Origin of the sequence: Hoeflea sp. YIM 152468, from assembly GCF_029210485.1 — a bacterium.
Classification (GTDB): domain Bacteria; phylum Pseudomonadota; class Alphaproteobacteria; order Rhizobiales; family Rhizobiaceae; genus Hoeflea.
Genome location: NZ_JARGET010000011.1, coordinates 1 through 20,552, shown reverse-complemented (window position 1 = coordinate 20,552; position 20,552 = coordinate 1). Strand labels below are relative to the sequence as shown.

At 59.5% G+C, this 20,552-nt stretch carries 13 protein-coding genes; all 13 read right to left on the bottom strand.

Annotated elements, in window-relative coordinates; genetic code table 11:
- Window positions 1–1,164: an isovaleryl-CoA dehydrogenase gene (locus tag PZ897_RS05260; RefSeq protein ID WP_275750552.1), complete on the bottom strand. Its 1,164-nt coding sequence runs from the start codon at window positions 1,162–1,164 to the stop codon at window positions 1–3.
- A gap of 1 nt (window position 1,165) precedes the next feature.
- Complete coding sequence (locus PZ897_RS05255) at window positions 1,166–1,768, bottom strand: TetR/AcrR family transcriptional regulator (protein ID WP_275750551.1); 603 nt, start codon at window positions 1,766–1,768, stop codon at window positions 1,166–1,168.
- A 116-nt stretch (window positions 1,769–1,884) separates the two neighbouring features.
- A complete protein-coding gene (locus PZ897_RS05250; protein WP_275750550.1) occupies window positions 1,885–2,721 on the bottom strand; it encodes an ABC transporter ATP-binding protein in 837 nt (278 codons plus the stop codon).
- Between the two features lie 90 nt (window positions 2,722–2,811).
- Window positions 2,812–4,131: an ABC transporter substrate-binding protein gene (locus PZ897_RS05245; protein WP_275750548.1), complete on the bottom strand. Its 1,320-nt coding sequence runs from the start codon at window positions 4,129–4,131 to the stop codon at window positions 2,812–2,814.
- Between the two features lie 152 nt (window positions 4,132–4,283).
- A complete protein-coding gene (locus tag PZ897_RS05240) occupies window positions 4,284–5,363 on the bottom strand; it encodes a branched-chain amino acid ABC transporter permease (RefSeq protein ID WP_275750546.1) in 1,080 nt (359 codons plus the stop codon).
- Window positions 5,363–5,740: a VOC family protein gene (locus tag PZ897_RS05235; protein WP_275750545.1), complete on the bottom strand. Its 378-nt coding sequence runs from the start codon at window positions 5,738–5,740 to the stop codon at window positions 5,363–5,365. Before PZ897_RS05235 ends, PZ897_RS05240 begins: the two co-directional genes overlap by 1 nt.
- A 3-nt stretch (window positions 5,741–5,743) precedes the next feature.
- Window positions 5,744–6,703, bottom strand: coding sequence for a branched-chain amino acid ABC transporter permease (locus tag PZ897_RS05230; protein WP_275750543.1), 960 nt, complete (start codon window positions 6,701–6,703; stop codon window positions 5,744–5,746).
- Window positions 6,703–7,527, bottom strand: a complete 825-nt coding sequence (locus PZ897_RS05225) for an ABC transporter ATP-binding protein (protein WP_275750542.1) — start codon at window positions 7,525–7,527, stop codon at window positions 6,703–6,705. Before PZ897_RS05225 ends, PZ897_RS05230 begins: the two co-directional genes overlap by 1 nt.
- On the bottom strand, window positions 7,524–9,509 hold the full coding sequence (locus PZ897_RS05220) for an AMP-binding protein (protein WP_275750540.1): 1,986 nt from the start codon (window positions 9,507–9,509) through the stop codon (window positions 7,524–7,526). The genes PZ897_RS05225 and PZ897_RS05220 overlap by 4 nt, the downstream gene beginning before the upstream one ends.
- 240 nt (window positions 9,510–9,749) lie before the next feature.
- Window positions 9,750–10,760, bottom strand: coding sequence for an N-acetyltransferase DgcN (gene dgcN / locus PZ897_RS05215; RefSeq protein ID WP_275750538.1), 1,011 nt, complete (start codon window positions 10,758–10,760; stop codon window positions 9,750–9,752).
- Between the two features lie 127 nt (window positions 10,761–10,887).
- On the bottom strand, window positions 10,888–12,594 hold the full coding sequence (locus PZ897_RS05210) for a hypothetical protein (protein WP_275750537.1): 1,707 nt from the start codon (window positions 12,592–12,594) through the stop codon (window positions 10,888–10,890).
- A gap of 230 nt (window positions 12,595–12,824) precedes the next feature.
- Entirely contained in the window at window positions 12,825–13,958 is a 1,134-nt protein-coding gene (locus PZ897_RS05205) for a hypothetical protein (protein WP_275750535.1), read from the bottom strand.
- A 213-nt stretch (window positions 13,959–14,171) separates the two neighbouring features.
- Window positions 14,172–20,552: type I secretion C-terminal target domain-containing protein (locus tag PZ897_RS05200; RefSeq protein ID WP_275750534.1), on the bottom strand; the 6,381-nt coding region annotated here is incomplete at its 5' end.

Below are 20,552 nucleotides of genomic sequence, written 5' to 3'. Positions count from 1 at the left end.
TCACCCCGTCTCCGCCATCATCTCACGGCCGATCAGCATGCGGCGGACTTCCGATGTACCGGCGCCGATCTCGTAGAGCTTGGCGTCACGCAACAGCCGGCCGGTCGGGTAATCATTGATGTAGCCGTTGCCGCCCAGTGTCTGGATCGCTTCCAGCGCCAGTTGCGTGGCTTTTTCCGCCGCGTAGAGAATGCAACCGGCCGCATCCTTGCGGGTGGTCTCGCCCCGGTCGGCGGCCTGCGCCACGGCATAGACATAGGCCCGGCAGGCGTTCATCGTCGTGTACATGTCGGCCAGCTTGCCCTGCATCAGCTGGAAATTGCCGATCGGCTCGCCGAACTGCTTGCGCTCGTGACAATAGGGCACCACCACATCCATCGCCGCGGCCATGATGCCGAGCGGCCCGCCGGCGAGCACCAGCCGCTCATAATCGAGCCCCGACATCAGGATCTTGACGCCCTGGCCTTCTTCGCCGAGCACGTTGTCGAAGGGCACTTCACAGTCTTCAAACACCAGTTCGCAGGTGTTGGAGCCGCGCATGCCCAGCTTGTCGAGCTTCTGTGCCGTGGAAAATCCGGTCATGCCCTTTTCGATCAGGAATGCGGTGATGCCGCGCGACTTCGCCTCCGGATCTGTCTTGGCATAGACCACCAGCGTGCTGGCGTCCGGCCCGTTGGTGATCCACATCTTGTTGCCGTTGAGCACGTAGCGGTCATTGCGCTTCTCTGCCCTGAGCTTCATCGACACCACGTCCGATCCCGAGCCCGGCTCGCTCATTGCCAGAGCACCAACATGTTCGCCCGAGCACAGTTTGGGCAAATATTGTTGTTTCTGCTCTGGCGTTCCCCAGCGGTTGATCTGGTTGACGCAGAGATTGGAATGGGCGCCGTAGGACAGGCCGATCGACGCCGAAGCGCGGCTGATTTCTTCCATCGCCACCACATGCGCCAGATAGGTCATTCCGGTGCCGCCGAAATCGGGATCGGCGGTCATGCCGAGCAACCCCAGCGCGCCCATCTCCTGCCACAGATGCGCCGGAAAACTGTTCTCCCGGTCGGTCTGTTCGGCGACAGGCGCGATCCGGTCGCTGGCAAAACGGGACACCATGTCTCTGAGCGCGTCAATGTCTTCGCCGAGGCCGAAATTCATGCCTGCTGTGAACATGTCAGTCTTCCTTTTTCTGCCCCACCAGCCGCGCCACCAGGCGGACATAGAGCGCCTCAATCTCGTCGAGCGACAGCCGTCCGTTCTCGCGATACCAGGTGGTCATGCCGGTAAGCATGGCGATGATCGCCATCGTGGTCAGTTGGGGATCGATGATCGCAAACGACCCGTCCGCCGCACCGCGTTCGAGAATGGCGCGCGGCACGGTCTCATAACTGCGCCGCAACTGTTCGATGATCCTGAAATTCTTCTCCTCGAGGCTGCGCAATTCCATGTAGGAAATGAACACTTCGCGCGAACGATCGAGATGATAGCGGATGTGAAACCGGACAAAATGCTCAAGCGCCTGTGGCGGCGCGAGGTCGAGGTCCTCGGCCTCTTCCCAGGCTTCGAGCAGCGTTTCCATGTGAACCTGAAGCAGCTCGTTGAGCAGATCCTGCTTGGTTGGAAAATGATTGTAGATCGCGCCGGCCTGCACCCCGGTTTTCGCGGCGATGGCGCGCATCGACACCGCAGCATAGCCCGAGCGCGCAAACAGCTCCAGCGCTGCATTGCGCAGTTTCTCCGCTGTTTCAGCTCCGTTTGATCCCGCCCGTCGCGCCATGTTTCACACAATTAAATGAACGTTTGTTTATTTTATCGTCTTCCGCCGCGACGCGCAAGTCCCGAGCCTGTCTGTGATCAGCAATTGATCCCTGTCAGACAGCCTCAATCAGCCCCTCAGGCCAGCCAGCGCTTGCGGCGCTTGTAATGCTTGACATTCTTGAACGAGCGCCGACCTTCGCCGCCCACACCGAGATAGAATTCCTTGACGTCCTCGTTCTCGCGTAGATCCTTGGCCGCGCCGTCCATGACGATCCGCCCGGATTCGAGAATATAGCCATAGGTCGCGTATCTCAGCGCGATATTGGTGTTCTGTTCGGCCAGCAGAAACGACACGCCCTCCTGCTCGTTGAGCTTCTTGATGATTTCGAAGATTTCTTCCTGCAATTGCGGCGCCAGCCCCATCGACGGCTCATCGAGCAGGATCATTTTCGGCCGGCTCATCAGCGCCCGCCCGATCGCTGTCATCTGTTGCTCGCCGCCGGATGTGTACCCTGCCTGGCTGGTCCGGCGTTCGCGCAATCGCGGGAAATAATTGTAAACCATTTCGATATCGCGCTTGATCGCTGCATTGCCGTCGCGCCGGGTAAAGGCGCCGGTGAGCAGGTTTTCCTCGACCGTCAGATGCCCGAAGCAATGCCGGCCTTCCATCACCTGGATGCAGCCGCGCCGCACCAGCTCATTGGCGGTTTGCGCTTCGATCCGCTTGCCTTCGAACTCGATCGATCCCTTGGTCACCTCGCCGCGCTCCGAGCGCAGCAGGTTGGAAATCGCTTTCAGTGTTGTCGATTTGCCCGCACCATTGGCACCAAGCAGAGCCACAATCCCGCCTTCCGGCACCACCAGCGACACCCCCTTGAGCACCAGGATGACGTGATCATAGATCACCTCGATATTGTTTATCGCCAGAATATTCGGTTGTGTTTGCGCATCGATTGATACGGAAGCGGACATCGGCTGGACCCTCTCCGGTCAGATTTGGCGTCAGGGACATTTGTCCGCCGCACGGGGAAAATGCCCGCGCGGCGGCTGTTGGTCACGTCATCAGTTGGTGGCGCAAGGTTCAGTCCGCTCAGGCCAGGGAGCATTGCTCTCGGCATAGTCGGCGGCAGCCTTTTCAAGCAACGGCTTGACCATATCGACATCCGGCGAGAACCAGTCGCCCGACTTCTGCCAGTCCTTGCCATCCCACTCCACCACATAAACCTTGTGATGGCCCGAATGGTCGGTGCAGGACAGTTTCATCGGCAGCGCAAAGCCCTCCATGCCCATTTCCTTGAGGCGTTCCTCGGTAATATCGAGGTTCTCAAGCCCGGCACGCATGTCGGTGGCATCGATGACCGTTTTGCCCGACAATTCCTGCGCCCGGCGGATGCCTTCGGCGATCAGCATCGAGTTGTAGACGCCGCGGTTGTAAAGATTGTCAGCAAACTTTGCCGGATCAACCTGGCTCTTACCGGCATCGACAACATATTTCTGGATGTCTGCGACAAACGGATAATCAGCGCCGACACCGTGGAAGTTGAGGGTGCGATAGCCCTTCGCGGCTTCGCCGCCCGCTGCCGCATCATCATTGCCGCCGGACCACCAGACTCCGTAGAACTTGTCCATCGGGTAGCGGATCTTGGTGGCTTCCTTCACCGCAGTCGGGCTCATGGCGCCCCAGCCCCACATGATCATGTAATCGGGCTTGTCGCGGCGGATGTTGAGCCATTGCGACGACTGGTTCTGCATTTCCTTGCCTGGAACTGCATATTGCATCAGCTCGAAACCCATATCGCTGGACATCTGTTCCAGCAGCGGGATCGCCTCACGGCCATAGCCTGCGTCAAGGAAGATGTAGCCGATCTTCTTGCCCTTGAGGTTTTCGGCACCCCCCTCACGACGGGCGATATCGGTGACGATGGCCGAAGCACCGTCCCAGTATGTGTCCGGCGGATTGAACACCCACGGGAATGTGTTGCCTTCGGCAGCGGCGGAAAGGCCGTAAGCCATCGACAGCACCGGAATCTTGTCAACCGACGCCTTCGGAATCACCTGGAGCGTGATGCCGGTCGAGTAAGGGGAGATGACCAGAGCGCCATCGCCCTTGACCTGCTCGTAACACTCCACCCCCTTCTGGGTGTCATAACCGGTTTCACACTCGGTAATCCGCAATTTGACCCCATTGATACCACCGTCGCGCTCGTTGAGCATGGTCAGGTAGTCGTGCATGCCATTGGCAATGGGGATACCGGAGCCGGCATAAGGGCCGGTGCGGTAGCTGAACAGCGGGACGTGCAGCTCTTCGGCAAACGCCGGCAGTGCTCCTCCCACCAGGGTGCCGGCCATAACGGTCCCGGCAATCAGACATGTCAGTCGCATTGTATTCCTCCCATTAGGCACGGTTTCCGCACCAGTCCGGGGACCCTATTCCTCCCGACATTTTTGCTCCGGACGGGTCCCATGCCCAGACAATGTCGTTTACAGAACCTACCCGGCTCGTCTGCTCAGACGCCCGGCAAAACACCAGCCGGTCAGGCGTATGGAAACGGCCATACCCGCATTTTCTCTTTGCCGAGCGACCAGAGCCTTGCCAGGCCGTGCGGCTCGACGATGAGAAAGAAGATGATCAGCGCGCCCACAATCATGGTCGCAATATGAAAGACTGTCTCGGCCCCGATGCCGATGCCGATGGCCGGCAATCCGGCGCGCAGCACGATCGGCAGCCCCCAGATGAAGGCAGCACCGAAGAACGAGCCAACAAGACTGCCCAGCCCGCCCAGAATAACCATGAACAGGATCTGGAAAGACAACGTGATCGAAAACGCAGACGGTTCGGCGGCGCCGAGATAGAAAAAGATGAACATCGCCCCGGCGACGCCGCACAAATAGGACGAGACGGCAAAGGCCGACAGCTTGGCCGTCAAAGGTCGCACGCCCATCAACTCGGCTGCAATGTCCATGTCACGGATCATCATCCATTGCCGGCCAATCCGTCCGCGGACAATGTTCTTGACCGCAAGCGTCACCACGACCACGATCCCCAGAACGATAAAATACTGCGTCATCGCGCCAGCCGCGGGGCCGGTCAGGACAATGTCGCCAAACCCCCGCCGCTCCGGCACTTCGATCGCTCCAGAGGCGTTGTAGTTGTAGAGCCACGGAATGCGGATGAAACACCATTCAAGGAAAAACTGCGCTGCAAGCGTTGTCACCGCCAGATACAGGCCCTTGATCCTGAGCGATGGCAGGCCGAAAATCACACCGATGCCGGCCGAGAACAATCCGGAAAGCAGCACGAGAATGACAATGTTTGTCTCGGGAAAGATTGTCGTCAGCTTGTAGCAGCTATAGGCGCCCACGCCCATGAAGGCGCCGGTTCCGAGTGACAATTGCCCGGCATAGCCGGTCAGGATGTTCAGGCCGATTGCAGCCAGCGCCAGAATCAGGAACGGCGTCATGATGGCGTTGAGAAAGAAATCGCTCGCAACGAATGGGATCACCAGCGCGACCAGCCCGATCAGGACCATCCCGACCCGGTCTTCCCGGATCGGGAAGATGGCCTGGTCGGCAATGTAGCTTGTCTTGTATTGGCCGGACTCGCGGTACAGCATCAATCGTCACCCCAGACGTTTCCGCTTGACGGCAGCGCATGGGAAATCGGTCCGGTCAGCCGGAAGCGGTGCCCTGTCGGCGCTTCCATGATCACCGTGTGATCGATCACGCTGATCTTGCGGCCCCCGAGCAGTTCCACCCGATGAATTTCCGCCGCGAGATTATCGGTTTCGATGTCGAAGTGAATACGCGCCTCGTCCTGAACCGCCTCTATCACCAGCGAAACGCCCTTGTCATCAGCCAATATTGTGGCGCGGTGACCATCATCATCGACATGCGAAGGCTGACCCAGCAACTGCGACCAGAAGCCGGCCGCCTGTTCAATATGATCGGTGTGACAATCAACAACGATGGAGGAAAGTCGGCTCTTATGCATCGCTTATACCCTCTCGATTATACGTTCACCGAACAGACCTTGTGGCCTGAACAGCAAGAAGATAAGCGCGATCATGTAGGCAAGCCAGCTTTCTATGCCGCCGCCCACCAGCGGGCCCCAATAAATTTCGCCAATTTTTTCGCCAACACCGATGATCAATCCGCCGACAATGGCACCCGGGATCGAGGTGAAGCCGCCAAGGATCAACACCGGCAAGGCCTTGAACGCAATGATCTCGAGCGCGAAGGACACATCGGAACGCGCACCCCACATGATGCCGGTGGTGAGTGCCACGATCCCGGCGGCAAACCAGACAATGGCCCAGATCTGGTTGAGCGAAATTCCCACCGAAAGCGCGGCCTGATGGTCATCAGCAACCGCGCGCAATGCCCGGCCAATCCTGGTCTTGTTGAAGAACACTGCCAGCGCGCCCACCATGATCAGCGCGATCACCGCTGCGGCAATGTCGATATGCTGCAGGATCAGCAGGCCGCCATCACCGATTTCGAACGCGGTCGAACCGGTAGGCAGTCCCAACTCCTCGGTGATCATCTGCTTGGGTTCGCCACCGAAAACGAACTCGCCAAAGCCCACCAGAAAGTAAGTCAGTCCAATGGTGGACATCAGAAGAATAATGTCGGGCTGATTGACCAGAGGCCGCATGACGAAGCGCTCGACGGCCAGCGCCAGTATCCCCATCACGCCGATGGTCAGAATGAGCGCCAGATAGGCCGGAACACCCTTCTCATGCAGGCCCACCAGCGTCAGCCCGGCAAACACCACCATGATGCCCTGCGCGAAGTTGAAGACACCGGACGCCTTGAAAATCAAGACGAAGCCAAGCGCGATCAGCGCGTAAAGCACGCCCGCGACAAACCCCTCCCACAGCACCTGGAGCAAGAAATCCGGCATGTCCGCCATCTGCACAAACGGGTCGACAACAATCAGATAGAGAAAGTCCATCAGTGCGACACTCCCAGATAGGCGTCGATGACGTTCTGGTTGTTCTTCACTTCGTCAGGTGGTCCGTCGCCGATCTTGCGGCCATAGTCGAGCACCACCACACGGTCGGATATATCCATCACCACGCCCATATCGTGCTCGATCAGGGCAATGGTGGTGCCCATCTGGCTGTTGACGTCGAGGATGAACCGGCTCATGTCCTCTTTTTCCTCGAGATTCATGCCTGCCATCGGCTCGTCGAGCAGCAACAGATCCGGCTCCATCGCCAGCGCCCGGCCAAGCTCGACCCGCTTTTGCAGTCCGTAGGGCAGTTTGCCGACGGGAGTCTTGCGGATATGCTCGATCTCCAGAAAATCGATGATCTCCTCGACCTTGAGCCGGTGCTCGATTTCCTCATTGCGCGCAGGCCCGATGTTGAGCACCTGCCAGAAGAAGTTCCTGCGCATCTTCAAAGTTCGCCCCGACATGATGTTGTCGAGTGTCGACATGCCCTTGAACAAGGCCACATTCTGGAACGTGCGCGCGATGCCTGAGGCCGCTGCTTCATAGGGCTGCATTTGCGACCGCGCTTCACCACGAAATGTAATCACCCCTTCCTGCGGGTGATAAAAGCCGTTGATCACGTTGAGCATCGAGGTTTTGCCGGCGCCGTTCGGGCCGATGATGGCGCGAATTTCGCCCTTGCGGATATCGAAGGAAATGTCCGATATGGCCTTCACGCCACCGAAAGACAGCGACACATTCTCCACCTTCAGCATCACCTCGCCGGGGTTGAGGCCATCGTTCTGGGCACGCAGCTCGACATGCTTGACACGTGCATTCATTCCGCAGCCTCCGGCATTGGCTCTTTGCTGGGATGGATGGTTGCATCCGCCACTTTGACTGTGGCACGGATGGTCCCTTTGCGCCCATCCTCGAAGGTCATTTCCGTTTCGATGTATCTTTCCGCCGACCCGTCATACAGCGCCTCGATCAACGCTCCGTACCGTTCTGCCAGGAAACCGCGGCGCACTTTCTGGGTCCGCGTCAGTTCGCCATCGTCGGCGTCCAATTCCTTGTGCAGCACCAGAAACCGGCTGATCTGTGCCCCCGACATCATCGGTTCGGCGGCAAGATCCCTGTTCACCTGATTGATGTGATCAGTCATCATCTCATAGACTTGCGGCAGGCCCGCCAGTTCCTGATAGGAACCATAGGAAATATTGTTGCGCTCAGCCCAGTTGCCCACCGCGGTCAGGTCGATGTTGAGAAACACGGCCACGAAATCCCGCCCGTCGCCAAAGGCCACCGCCTCCTTGATGTTGGGAAAGAACTTGAGCTTGTTCTCGATGTATTTGGGCGCATAGAGCGCCCCGGTGGTCAGCTTGCCGACATCCTTGGCCCGATCAATGATCTTGAGATGTCCATGCGTGTCAAAAATGCCCGCATCCCCGGTCATCACATAGCCGTCAGGCGTCATGGTTTCCCTGGTCTTCTCCGCATCACCGTAATAGCCGGCGAACATGCCGGGAGAGCGGAACTGGACCTCGCCATTGTCCGCGATCCGGATATCGACATCGGGCGCAGCCGGCCCCACGGTGTCAGGCCGGACATCGCCATCCTTCTGTGCTGTGACATAGAGAAAGGCTTCGGTCTGGCCATAGAGCTGTTTGAGATTGATGCCGAGCGAGCGGAAAAACGAAAACAGGTCCGGACCGATTGCCTCGCCGGCGGTGTAAGCCGTGCGGATCCGGGTGAAGCCCAACACATTGCGGAGCGGGCCATAGATCAGCTTGTCGCCCATCCAGTAGGAAATCCGGCCCGCAAGCGGCACCGGCCGGCCTTCGAGGATCTTTTCCCCATAGAGCTTGGCCACCCCGAGATAGTGATTGAACAGCCATTTCTTCAGCTTGCTCGCATCTTCCATCCGGATCATCACGCTGGTCAGCAGGCCCTCGAACACCCGTGGCGGGGCAAAGTAGAAGGTCGGACCGATTTCACGCAGATTCTGCGACACGGTCTCGGGGCTTTCCGGACAGCTCATGCACAGCCCGACGACGTAGCCTTGCGCGTAATTGAGGTAGTGATCGCCGACCCAGGCCAGCGGCAGATAGGCAAGCACTTCATCCTGCTCGGTCATGGTGTCGAATTCGGCAGTGTCTTCCGCAGCCTTCACGGAAGCGGCTGCCGTCAGCATCACGCCCTTTGACCGTCCGGTCGTACCCGAGGTGTAAAGAATGGTGGACATTTCACTACCGTCCGAGGCCCAGATGCCGGATTCCCAGTCGGCAATCGCCGTCGCATCGGCAGCCGCGGCTTGCCGGCCTCGTTCCTGAATGCTTTCAAAATCATGCAGGTGGCCGCGATCATAATCGCGCAGGCCGCGCGGCTCATCAAATATGATGTCGCTCAGGCCCGGAACCTCTGCGGCCACCGACTGGATTTTGTCGACCTGCTCCTGATCCTGGGCAACGGCAAAGCGCACGCCCGCATTCTCCAGCACAAAGGCCATCTCGTCCGCAACGGAATCGGCATAGACCGGAACCGGTATCGCCTTCAGCGACTGCGCCGCACAAAACGCCCAATAGAGCCGGGGCCGGTTGGATCCGACAATGGCGATGCGGTCGCCCTCGGCCAGGCCCATGGCCTTCAGCCCAAGTGCAAAATCGCGAATCTCCTCACGTTGCTCGGACCAGGTCCAGGTTTGCCAGATGCCATAATCCTTGATCCGCATCGCAGGCCGCGTTGCAAAACGCTTTGCGTTCAGCAGCAAATATTGTGGAAACGTAACCGGCCGACCGCCGGTGGTTACACCTGTGGCTTCCATATCCTCCACTTTCCTCCCTGCCCGGATCGCTTTTCGCTGTATTCGGGCGCACGGCTTGCGCCGCACTATCGGCCGTTCCCATTGGCCGAAGTCGCACCGGTCAGATCCGGTGTCTTTTGATGGATTCCGGCTGCTGTCCTCTCAGCATCCGTGCTCCAAACTGGTTCATCAATTAAATGAACGCTTGTTTACCCTATTCGCCTTTCTCATCCTTGTAAGTACTACTTTGGTGAAACCTGATCATTTTCCGTACACCGATTGCAGCCGGTCTACCAGTTCGTTCACACCGAAACGGATCGGATCTGTCGCCGGCACTGCGTACTCGCGCGCAAGCTCTTGCAGCAATGTCCTGGCTTCGGCCTCGCCCAGTTCTTGCGTGTTCACGGCGATTCCGGTGCAGGCAATGGCCGGGTTGGTCAGGCTTCCGCAGGCGCGTGTCAGGTCGATGACGTCGCGGATGCTTGGCAAGCCATGCTCGACCCCGCGCATTGTGGTGCGTGTCGGCTCGTGACAGACCACGAAAGCATCCGCTTGAGCGCCGTGAAGCAGGCCCAGCGACACGCCGGCAAAACTGGGATGAAACAGCGAGCCCTGCCCTTCGACCAGATCCCAGTGATTGGGGTCAGCAGCCGGAGCAATCCACTCGACCGCACCGGAAATGAAGTCCGCCGCCACCGCGTCGATCGCAGCACCACGGCCGGAGATGAACACGCCGGTTTGCCCCGTGGCGCGGAAATCCGCGTCCATACCGCGGGACCGCATCTCCCGCTCCAGCGCCAAAGCGGTGTATTTCTTGCCGACAGAACAATCCGTGCCGACGGTCAGGCACCGCAAACCCGGGCGCTTCGTTCCCTTGCCGGTATCAAACCGCTGGTCCGAGAACCGCACGTCATGCAGCTGTGCACCGCTGCGGGCTGCGGCTGCAGCGATCTCGGGGATGGAAGCGAGCCGTGTATGCAGTCCCGTCGCCACATTCAGCCCCGCATCAAGCGCCGCGACAATGGAGTTTATCCAGTGTGGGGGCAGCACTCCACCCGCATTGACTGACCCGACCACCATGGTCTTCACACCCTGCGCGACGGCGGCCTCGATTGACAGGTCGGGGATTTTCGCGTCCGCCCGGCACCCTTCCAGACGAAGTTGCCCAATGCACCACTCAGGCCGCCAGTCAACAATGCCAAGGCCGGTTTTGGCTGCAAGCGCATCCGGCACATCGCCAAGAAAAATCAGATAGGGTGGATCAATGACCATCGCATACTCCGGACGTGTTGGATTGGCGTTAACGCCGTACTTTCCTGCGCCCGGAAGCAGCCGTCAAGACGGCAAGCACCAACTCGCCAGTCTCGCGCTCAACAAAATGTCCACCTGCAAGAACCGGTCACGGCGCCGTGGTCAGAATATAGGCGTCATAGCAGGGCGTCAGTGCGATCCTGGTATGCCCGGACAAAGCCGAGGCGTAGTGATCAAACAGTGCTTTGCGCGCATAATGCACCGGACAGCCGGGCGCCAGCACCAGATCAGTCCTGGCCACCGCATCACGGGTCCTGGCATCCAGCGCAGGAACCGCACGGTTCGGGTCGGCGCCGATGGCGACATGATCGGCGCCCTTGATGCCCAGGATAAACGGAAACGGATTGGCGAAATCGAGATTGAGAACACGCTCGAACCGGCGTCCGGAGTTTTTCTCTAGCGCCCGGATTGCCACCGTTGCCGCCTGCATTTCCTGGATCAGCAGATATTGGTAATCCGGATCCGAAAACAGCAGGAATGACGGCAAGGCTTCGGTTTCGGCAATCGCCTCGTAGGCGCTCCGTTGCGCGATATAGACGCCGCGCATCCGATCTGCCTGTTCCACCATGACATCCTTGGCAGAGACCCGGCCGAGGGGCCCCAGGTCCGGCGCATCAAGTGCGATATAGCCCGGCGCCACCGCCAGCGCCCGCGCAGCCTTGTGCAGGACCGTGCTCACCGTCGGGATCACGGTAAATCCGATCAACACAAGGATCAGACTGCGGTAGCCCGCATAATCCGCCTTTGGCCGCAGCAGGATTGCCAGCAGCGCCGGCCAGACCATCAGGAAGGCCTGGCTTCCGGTGTTCTGGGTTTCATAGAACAATCCGCACACCAGCAGCAGGCCCACCCAGAACCAGTCCGCATCAAACATTCCGGCATGGCGGCTGTTGCCTGATTGTCCATCCGCTGCCGCCTTGCCGCTCAGCGCTGCAATCAGCAGAACAATCGCCACAAGCCCGCCGGCTCCAAACACATTGAAATGCAGCGACGCCGCAGTCAGAAACCGCGGCAACAGCGCGCCGGTGTTCTGCGACGCCAGCACGACAATATCCTGCACATAGGGGATCACCATCCCGGTCAGCAGTTCCGCAACCCCGGTGGCGCCAACACAGATCAGGGCTGTTGCCAGCGCCGTCACCGGCCGGATACGGCCAAGCACCAGCCCGAAAAGCAAAAGCGGGCTGGCCGCCAGCAGCGCGGTGATCTTGCAGAACGCCATTGCCAGAACCAGCAGGCTCAACACCAGCGTCTGTACCACCGGGCTGCGCACGAACAGCACCGCAGCAGCCGTCAGATAGATCAGATGCGCGCCATGCCGGTTGTAGATTCCAAAGGCGTCGGTGCCTGGATAGGGATAATAATCAACCCCATTGTAGGGCAGCGCGGTAAACAGCATCCACGGCGCAAGCAGCCACACCGCCGCCTTGCCGGAGCCGCGCGCCACATCCCACAGGATCAGCGCCATCACCGGCACCGTGACCGGCAGCCAGATCCACTGGGTCAGCAGCACGGGGTGTGCGTCGGCAAACAGCCGCGCCGACAGGGCTGCGAGAAAATACTCAAGCGGGCCGACAGGCGCGAAGAAATCGAGCGATGGCCATTGCCCCTGCCCGATCCGGCCGATCGCATCGTAATAGACCAGGACATCCCAGTACATCGGGCCGATCGGCAGAACCAGCGGCAGGCTTTGCAGCACCGCCAGCAGCAGCACGAAGGCCAGCAGAAGCGGATAGAGCCAGAGCAGCGCGCGTCGCCCCGGCGTCCCGTTCATATCCATGGAGTGCATGTTCATGCTGTCACCCGACCTGATTCGCTGCCCTGCGATACTCCGCGAACGAACCGGTCAGGGTCAATCCATTCAAACCATGCCCCAAAACCGCCCGATGGCGGCGCCCCCCAGTCCCGCCGCCGCTCCGGGTTCTCCGGACAGGCAACACACAGGTTCAACCCCTCGGGTCCACCCCAGATATAGACCGATGATCAACGGAAGCCTATTCGTGGGAGGCAAAGATGTGACGCCGGTCAGAAGCCGTCGCCCTCTTCCTGGATGATTTTCAGGTTGCCGTTTTCGATGCGGTGGACCACCATGCGCCGCTCGATCCGACCATCAGGCCGGAACCGGAACAGCCCGGTTGCCGCGCGAAAGCCCTGCTCCGAGGTCAGATTTACCACTGTGATCGCGTCTGCACCACCCGAACGTACCAGACCTGCCGCAATCGCAATTGAGTCATAGCCGATGGCCGCGTCATAGCTGGGGCTTCGGCCAAACCTGGCTTTGAAACGATCCGAAATGACGCCCACACTTGAGGTCGACGGAATCGCCACCATCAGTCCTTGCGCCGAAGGCCGCTTGTAGATGTCTGCCGGAATCAACGACGTGGCGATCGCTGTTGCAATCGACTGACCGAATTCGCCTGCCGCCAGAATGTCGATCACTTGTCCGATCGCCTCGCCGCTTCCGAGCAGCACGATGGTGTTGGCCTTGGCAAAAACCGCCGACCCCCTGGCAAATGCGGCGCGTAAGTTCCCGCCACTCGAGGGGTACGGCACGAAGCCAACCGTGATGCCGCCCTTCAGACGGATGCCTTCCCTGAGCCTGAGTAGATTCTCGGCCGAAAAACCGGCCTCATGCACCACGACGATGTTTTTCTGCTTGGCGGCAACTGCCACACCGACACCCTCGAGCGCACTGTCGATGGCGTCGCCATAGAGCGGCCAGATATGGGTTCCTCCAGCCGAATTGTTGGCGACAAGCGCCAGAATCGGCGGCCGCGGCAGGCTGGTTGCAGAAATGATCTTGGCCACTTCCGCATCGGTCGCCGGCCCGATAATCAGCTTCGTGCCGGAAGCCGCGGCAGCCTGGACCTTACCGGCAACATCGCCAGAGCGGGAATTGGAAACCTGAAAGTCGATGCTGAGCCGGCCGCCGCCCAGATCATCCAGTGCCAGCCGCGCGCCATCGGCAATGTCGGCCGCCTTGGCGCGCATTGACGCGTCCGACGGCAGCAGCATCGCAATCGTGACAGCCCCGTTACCATAGCTCGAACTGGTGACGGGGGTGGCACCCGAATTTGCGTCGTCCGCCAGCCCGTCGCCCAGACTGGAGGCCTGGCATCCGGCCAGAGCAACCAACGCCGTCAGCAGCAAAGCACGCATTGCACCGGTCCGAGAGGCGCGTCCGGCCAAAGGTGTGGCTCTTGACGCAACGTCACGCAGATAATCTCTCACAGCCATCCCCCGAACAATTCCCCTGAAACTTCCAGCCCCCGCATCGCCATGGCGTTTGTGAAATGGGTTGTCACGCTGCTGTTTCCGCCGAACCGTTGTGCCCTCCAACCGGAACCGGATCAAGGGCATCGACAGAAATGATCAGATGATCACGCTGTCCGGCGTCGGATCATCATCCACCAGAATCCGCAGCCCATTGACCGAAGGAACAGTGGTGAATTCAGCAATCTGAACGAACCCTGCATCGGTGCCCGCGCCATCAACGTCAACCGACAGGAAAGCCCCGTTCATCTTGACGTAGTCCGCCTTGGTGGTGTCATCCACCGTCACCGCGCCGAGTAGATCCGAAAGATCCACGACGTCGCCCCCGGCGAAATCATAGTCGGCGATCAGATCCTGGATACCCAAACCACCGTCTGCCAGAGCGTCGGCATCGAAGACGAAGGTGTCGGCCCCGCCGCCGCCCGTCAGCGTATCCTGACCACGACCGCCATTAAGGATGTCGTCGCCCAGACCGCCGAACAGGCTGTCGTTGCCGTCGAGGCCGAGCAAGGTATTGTCGCCGCTGTTGCCGACTAGGACGTTGTCGAGATCGTTGCCAGTAGCGTCCGGCCCATCCTTGTCAAAGGTCGAGTAGGTAATATCATCGAAGATGAAACCTTCGTTGACGCCCCCTGGCCCATCGGTCGCCGCATCATGCGCCGAGGTACGGAACAGAAGCCCAGTCGTCTGGTTTGCCTCGGCATTGTCATCATGCGTTCCACCGCGTGAATCCCGGTAGTTCTCGAATGTCGAAGACCGACCAATGAACTGATCATCAAGGTAGTAGTTGATCACGTCATTATTTGGTCCATCAATATGATTGAGAACCATCGTCAGCGTGTGCGCAACCGCGGGGTCGACCCCCTCGATCAGGGGTTTGTTGCCGGTGAAGGCGTCAAAATTATTGACACTCGCTCCGGTATCCCAATCGCCGTTGAGCAGCGGCAGCGCAACCGCAATACGGATCCCTGCACCGGTGTTCTCGATCCGCATGAAGTTGTTGCGGTCGCTCCGGCCTGCCACGGCGAAATCGACTTCAAGGGTGGAATTGTCCGAAGGATCGGGGTCAACCGCCTTGAAGGTGAAGCGCGCCTGGATCGAATCCGCACCCGCCGTTGTCGTTGATTCACCCGCCGCAACACTGAGCTCCGGTGCATAGGGGCCGCCATAGTCGCCGGAATCCGGGTCCGAGGAAATCCGGTAGGCCTGGCCACCGCCGTCGCTCACGACGCTCTCGTCGTGATTCGCGCCAACGTTCTTCCAGCCGTTTTCGCCGTCCGCGATCGAGCCGAGATCGAAGTCTTCGAAGTCCTCGGTATTGATGGACTTGTCAAGCAGCGTCAGAGTCTCGACATGATCCGGCAGGACGTAGCTGTCCGTGGTCCGGACTTCGTCCGTACCCTCGCCGGCGGCTTCCACAACCAAGTCATTGCCATCGACGAGATAGATGTCGTTACCCTGCCGGCCCGTCATCGCGTCGTCGGTGGAACCGCCAATGATGATGTCATCATTGTCCGAACCGTTGATGACCAGTGGCGCCTGGGACGTGGAACCGTCGAAAGTACCCTGGGCCGCGTCCATGTTGATGGTGGTTATGCCGCCGATTGCAGGATCGGTCGCGTTTTCGACATCGGTGACGGATGCATTCTGGATGAGCACATCGTCGATCAGCACGTTCGGGCCACCATTGTTCTTGCCCGGTTCTCCGATCCGGAAGCCCGTACTGGTGCCATCGATGCTGCCGCCGTAAAACTCGATCTTGCCGTTGAACGAGGCCGGATCGGCGCTGTAAGAGCCGTCATCGCGGATTTTCACGCCGATTGCCGCACCGAAGATGCCGGGCGAACCCGCTCCCTCCAGGTTGGAATGGCCTGAATTCGTGATGATCGTGTCAACGAAGCTGACATCCTCGTAGGTCTCGTACTTCAGGTTGATATCGATCGCTTGACCGAACTCGCCATTCTGGCTTGCCGGACCGAACGGAGGCGCAACACGGCCGTAGTTGCCGACACCATCGAATGAGTTCCCGGTCAGCGAAGCATGGGACAGTTGCTCAAAATACATCCCTTTTTCCGAAAGATCGGAGAAGGCGTTGTTGTTCATCGTCACACCGTCAAAGGCGCCGGCATCGTTGGAAGCTGCATATATGTTTATGCCATGTATGCCATTGGTAATGATATTGCCGTTGATGGTGACATCGGTCACCTCCGCTTCCATACCCTTGCGAATACCGGTCACATTGTCGGTAAACACGTTGTTGATGATCGACACGCCATTGGAGGCTCCCAGCGTCAGCCCGACCGAATAGCCAGTGACTGTGAAGCCGTTCAGCGTCACGTTGTCTGAATTGATCGAGATACCGTTGCTGGCCGAATAGGCAGGGTGGTTAACCTCGAAATATTCGTCCAGCCCCATGTCACCGGGCACACCAAGATCCGTCAGAAGGGTTCCCCCGATGACGGCAGCCCCCGGGCCGTCCGCGGATACCAGCGTGACCGCCTCGTCGATGGTCAGGCTTTCATTGTAGGTGCCTGCGCCGACCATGATGGTGTCACCGTTGGATGCATTGTCGATCGCTTCCTGGATCGACATCCCTTCCACCACGATGAAGGTGGAGCCGAGCTCTGCATCGATATTGTCCGGACCATGCGGACCGGTGATCACCGAGGCAGTGTTGGCACCACCACCCTGCAGGGCAAGGGCAAAGGCTACGGCATCGGCTTCGGAGCCGAAGAAGAAGGTGAAGTCCTCGCCACGCCCATCGCCACCACCGCCGTCGCGATGTGCTTCGTTCTGCACCGCGTAGACACCACCGGGGAAGATCCCGCCAAAGTCGATATTCTCGACCGAGGTGACACCCTCCTCGTCGGCATATATGCCGATCGTCTCACCATGGCTGTAGCTGCCGTTGAAGATGATGTCATTGGTGTCAGGCTCGTAGCTGCGACCCGCCGAATAGAGACCGACCGAACCCCAATTGTTGCCGGTGGTGGTGATATCGGTGAGCACGATGCCGGTGGAGTCCGTCAAGGCGATGCCGACGCCGCGGGTATCATTGCCATTGGCCGTCACGTTGGTCAGGCTCGAATTGTCGACACCGTTCAGATCGATCTCGGACCGTCCTGCACCTTCGACAGTCACATTTTCCAGGTGGAACCCGGTGAGGTTGTCAGTATCAACGCCCGTGCCCGGGTCTACCTTGATACCGTAGCTGTTGGTCGTCGCCGACGCATCGACCGTCAGGTTGGAAATGCTGACATTGACCGCCGTGACATGAATGCCGTAGCTGTTGGCGTTGCCGCCAGTACGGATGATCACTTCATCCTCGCCCGATCCGGTGATCGTCAGGGAATGCGGGATCGTCAGATTGCTTGTCAGCGTGTACTCGCCGACGGCAATCGTGATTGTGTCGCCGGCGGACGAGGCTGCAATCGCGGCCTGGAGGCTGGTGAAGCCTGTCGCCGAACCACCGCTGATCAGCTGGATCGGATCGATCGTGACGTCCCCATCGGCGAAGCTGACGGTCTCGACGCTCGTCGAGATCGTCGTTTCGGCAAGGGTGGTATTATGGGTAATCGTCACTGTGCCATCGGTATTGACCACGCGGGTGTAATCGGCCTCGTTCCCGGAAAGCTCAATCCGGTCGTTGCCCGCACCGCCGATGAAGGTGTCGTTGCCGAGACCGGTGGTGAGGACGTCATCACCCTCGCCACCATTGAAGATGTCGTCGCCGCCACCCGAGGTGAACGTGTCGTTGCCGTCGCCACCGTTGAAGACGACGCGATGGCCGCTGGTGATGCCCGAGGCATCGACCGTGTCATTGCCGACACCGCCATTGATGGTGATCGTGTTTGTGTGCAGCGCCGTGCCGCCAAGCGGCGTGGTCATGTTCACCATGTCGCCGCCCGAACCGAGGTTGAGAACGATATCCTCGATCTCGTCCATACGGACGGAGCCGCCGCTGCTCACCGACACCTGGATGTCGGTGCCGTCGGTGCCGGGCGCCTGCGGCGTGATCGGCATGCCGCTGGTAATCGTGCCGACCGTGAACGTGGCCGGTGTCGCCGTGGTGTTGGTGAGCACCACCGTATCGGCGCCGGTCTCGGACCCCCCGTCAACCCGGTCATTGCCGTCACCCGTCGACCACAGGAACGTATCGTCTCCCGCGCCGCCGCTGAGCGTGTCGTTGCCAAGGCCACCGATGATGGTGTCGGTCTGCGCGTTGCCAGTGATGGTGTCGTCGCCGTGACCTCCAAGATAGGTGGCCGAGCTGAGGTTCGACGCGGTGATCGTGTCGTTCCAGTTACCGCCGTCGACCGTGATGGCGCCATTGAAGGCGACATTGGTGAAGTCGTAGCTGTCGCCAGCGCCGGAGTCGGTGCCACGCAGCATGGTACCGGTGTGAATGCCGACATCGATTGTGTCGACGCCGTCAACGAAGCCGGAGGCCAGGCCGATAGTGACGTTATTGGCGTTGACAATGATCCGGCTGTCTTGACCGTCGCCGATGACATTGCCGGTGAAGGTGTCAAAACCGTTGCCGCTCGGGTCAAGATCATAGACGAAGGTCGCGTCCGCAGCACCGATGTGGAATGTGTCATTGCCGTGGCCGCCGCGATAAAGTCCCGCACTTCTATTCGACGTGGTGATGTCGTCGTTCCAGTTGCCGGCGTTGAACAGGAATGCCGCCATGCCGGTCAAGCCCACCCCAACACCATTGGCCGCGAAGATCACCTCGGAGAAGTCGTAACTGTCGCCAACGCCGGAGTCGGTGCCGCGCAGCGTGACGCCGGTGTGAGTCCCGATGTCAATGCTGTCAACGCCGTTGGCGAAACCCGACGCCAGGCCGATGGTGACATTGTCGGCGGCAGCCAGGATCTTGGTGATCCTTGTATCGTCGATGGTATTGCCGCTGAAGCTGTCGAAGCCGTGGCCATTGCTGTCATAGTTGTAAATGAATGTTGCGTCGGCCACACCGATATTGAACGTGTCGTTGCCATGGCCACCGCGATAGGTGCCTGCGCTTTTGTCCGATGTCGCGACAGTGTCATTCCAGTCGCCGGCATTGAACAGGAAGGCTGGTGCATCGTGCAGGCCAACTGCCGTGCCATTGTTGGCAAAGACGACGTTGGTAAAGTCGTAGCTGTCGTCGTTATTCGCACTGGTGCCGATTAGCGTGACACCACTTTTGCCGCCATTGTCGATCACGTCGACGCCATCAACGAAGCCATCGGCCAGGCCGATGGTGACATTGTCGACCGCAGCCAGGATCTTGGTGAATCGGGTATCGCCGATGACATTGCCCGAAAACGTATCGAAGCCGTGGCCGTTGCTGTCATAGTCGTAAATGAATGTCGCGTTGGCAGCGCCGATGATAAAGCTGTCGTTACCATGCCCACCGCGATAGGTGCCGGCGCTCAGTTTCGACGTGGTGATGGTATCGTTGTAGTTCCGCCCGTCGATCACAAAATTGGCTGTATCGGTCAGGCCGATCTGAACACCCGCATTGTGGAATGCCACATTGGAGAAGTTCAGCGTATCGCCGGAATTGCTTTCAGTACCGGTAATCCGCACGCCTGTATGGTTGTGGATATCGATGATCTCGACATCATTGTCAAAGCCGTTGAGCCCGATGTTGATGTTGTCGGCAATCGCGACAATCCGGTCCTCGCCGTCGCCGCCGTTGACGGTGTCATAGCCGTTTCCGTTGGAATCGTAGCCATAGACAAAGACGTCGTTGCCCAGCCCACCGGTCAGCGTGTCGTTTCCATGCGCGCCAATAATGGTGTCGTTGCCGTCGCCGGCATCGATAGTATCGTTGTAGTTGCGCCCGAAGATCAGGTCGTTGGTCGCGTTACCCGCCACACCGACAACACCGGTCGAGGACGAGCCCGGAACAATCGTGTCGCCGCCGGTGCCGTTTGTTCCGATGACCATGTTGTTGGCAAGAATGCTGAACGAGCCAACAGTAACGAACAGTTCCACGTTCTCGAAATTGACCGCCTTGAACCCGAGGCTCGTGAAGTCGAACAGGGTGTTCGACGGGCTCGCCACATAAGCATCGAACTGGGCCGCCACTGTGGCGTTCGACGCCTGTGCCAGCGTCATGTTGATGCGCAGCGTGTCGGTGTTGGCGCCGCCGTCATAGGTCACTGTGCCGGTAACGTTGGCGGTAAACGCCGTCGTCACGAAGTCATTGCCATTGGCCCCTTCGACCCGGCCGATATGTGTCAGCCTGGTGTTGGTGAAGTCGAGCGTGTGACCCGCATTGGAGTCGCGGATGATGGTGTCGCCGGTTCCGATGAACTCGTCGACGCCGTCATTGGCGTAGCCATTGACGCCGATGACCGTGCCTGCTGCATCCGCCCTGGCGATGGACACACCCGTGGCGTTGTTGGTGAACGTGTCCGCGCCATTGTTGCTGCCCGTGTAGAGCCAGGTGGCGTCAGCATTGCCTGCATTGAGCGTATCGTCGCCGTG

Excerpts from the sequence above, each read along its gene's own strand:
- PZ897_RS05260 (WP_275750552.1), bottom strand. The coding sequence starts at position 1,164 with ATGTTCACAGCAGGCATGAATTTCGGCCTCGGCGAAGACATTGACGCG.
- PZ897_RS05255 (WP_275750551.1), bottom strand. The coding sequence starts at position 1,768 with ATGGCGCGACGGGCGGGATCAAACGGAGCTGAAACAGCGGAGAAACTG.
- PZ897_RS05250 (WP_275750550.1), bottom strand. The coding sequence starts at position 2,721 with ATGTCCGCTTCCGTATCAATCGATGCGCAAACACAACCGAATATTCTG.
- PZ897_RS05245 (WP_275750548.1), bottom strand. The coding sequence starts at position 4,131 with ATGCGACTGACATGTCTGATTGCCGGGACCGTTATGGCCGGCACCCTG.
- PZ897_RS05240 (WP_275750546.1), bottom strand. The coding sequence starts at position 5,363 with ATGCTGTACCGCGAGTCCGGCCAATACAAGACAAGCTACATTGCCGAC.
- PZ897_RS05235 (WP_275750545.1), bottom strand. The coding sequence starts at position 5,740 with ATGCATAAGAGCCGACTTTCCTCCATCGTTGTTGATTGTCACACCGAT.
- PZ897_RS05230 (WP_275750543.1), bottom strand. The coding sequence starts at position 6,703 with ATGGACTTTCTCTATCTGATTGTTGTCGACCCGTTTGTGCAGATGGCG.
- PZ897_RS05225 (WP_275750542.1), bottom strand. The coding sequence starts at position 7,527 with ATGAATGCACGTGTCAAGCATGTCGAGCTGCGTGCCCAGAACGATGGC.
- PZ897_RS05220 (WP_275750540.1), bottom strand. The coding sequence starts at position 9,509 with ATGGAAGCCACAGGTGTAACCACCGGCGGTCGGCCGGTTACGTTTCCA.
- dgcN (WP_275750538.1), bottom strand. The coding sequence starts at position 10,760 with ATGGTCATTGATCCACCCTATCTGATTTTTCTTGGCGATGTGCCGGAT.
- PZ897_RS05210 (WP_275750537.1), bottom strand. The coding sequence starts at position 12,594 with ATGAACATGCACTCCATGGATATGAACGGGACGCCGGGGCGACGCGCG.
- PZ897_RS05205 (WP_275750535.1), bottom strand. The coding sequence starts at position 13,958 with ATGCGTGCTTTGCTGCTGACGGCGTTGGTTGCTCTGGCCGGATGCCAG.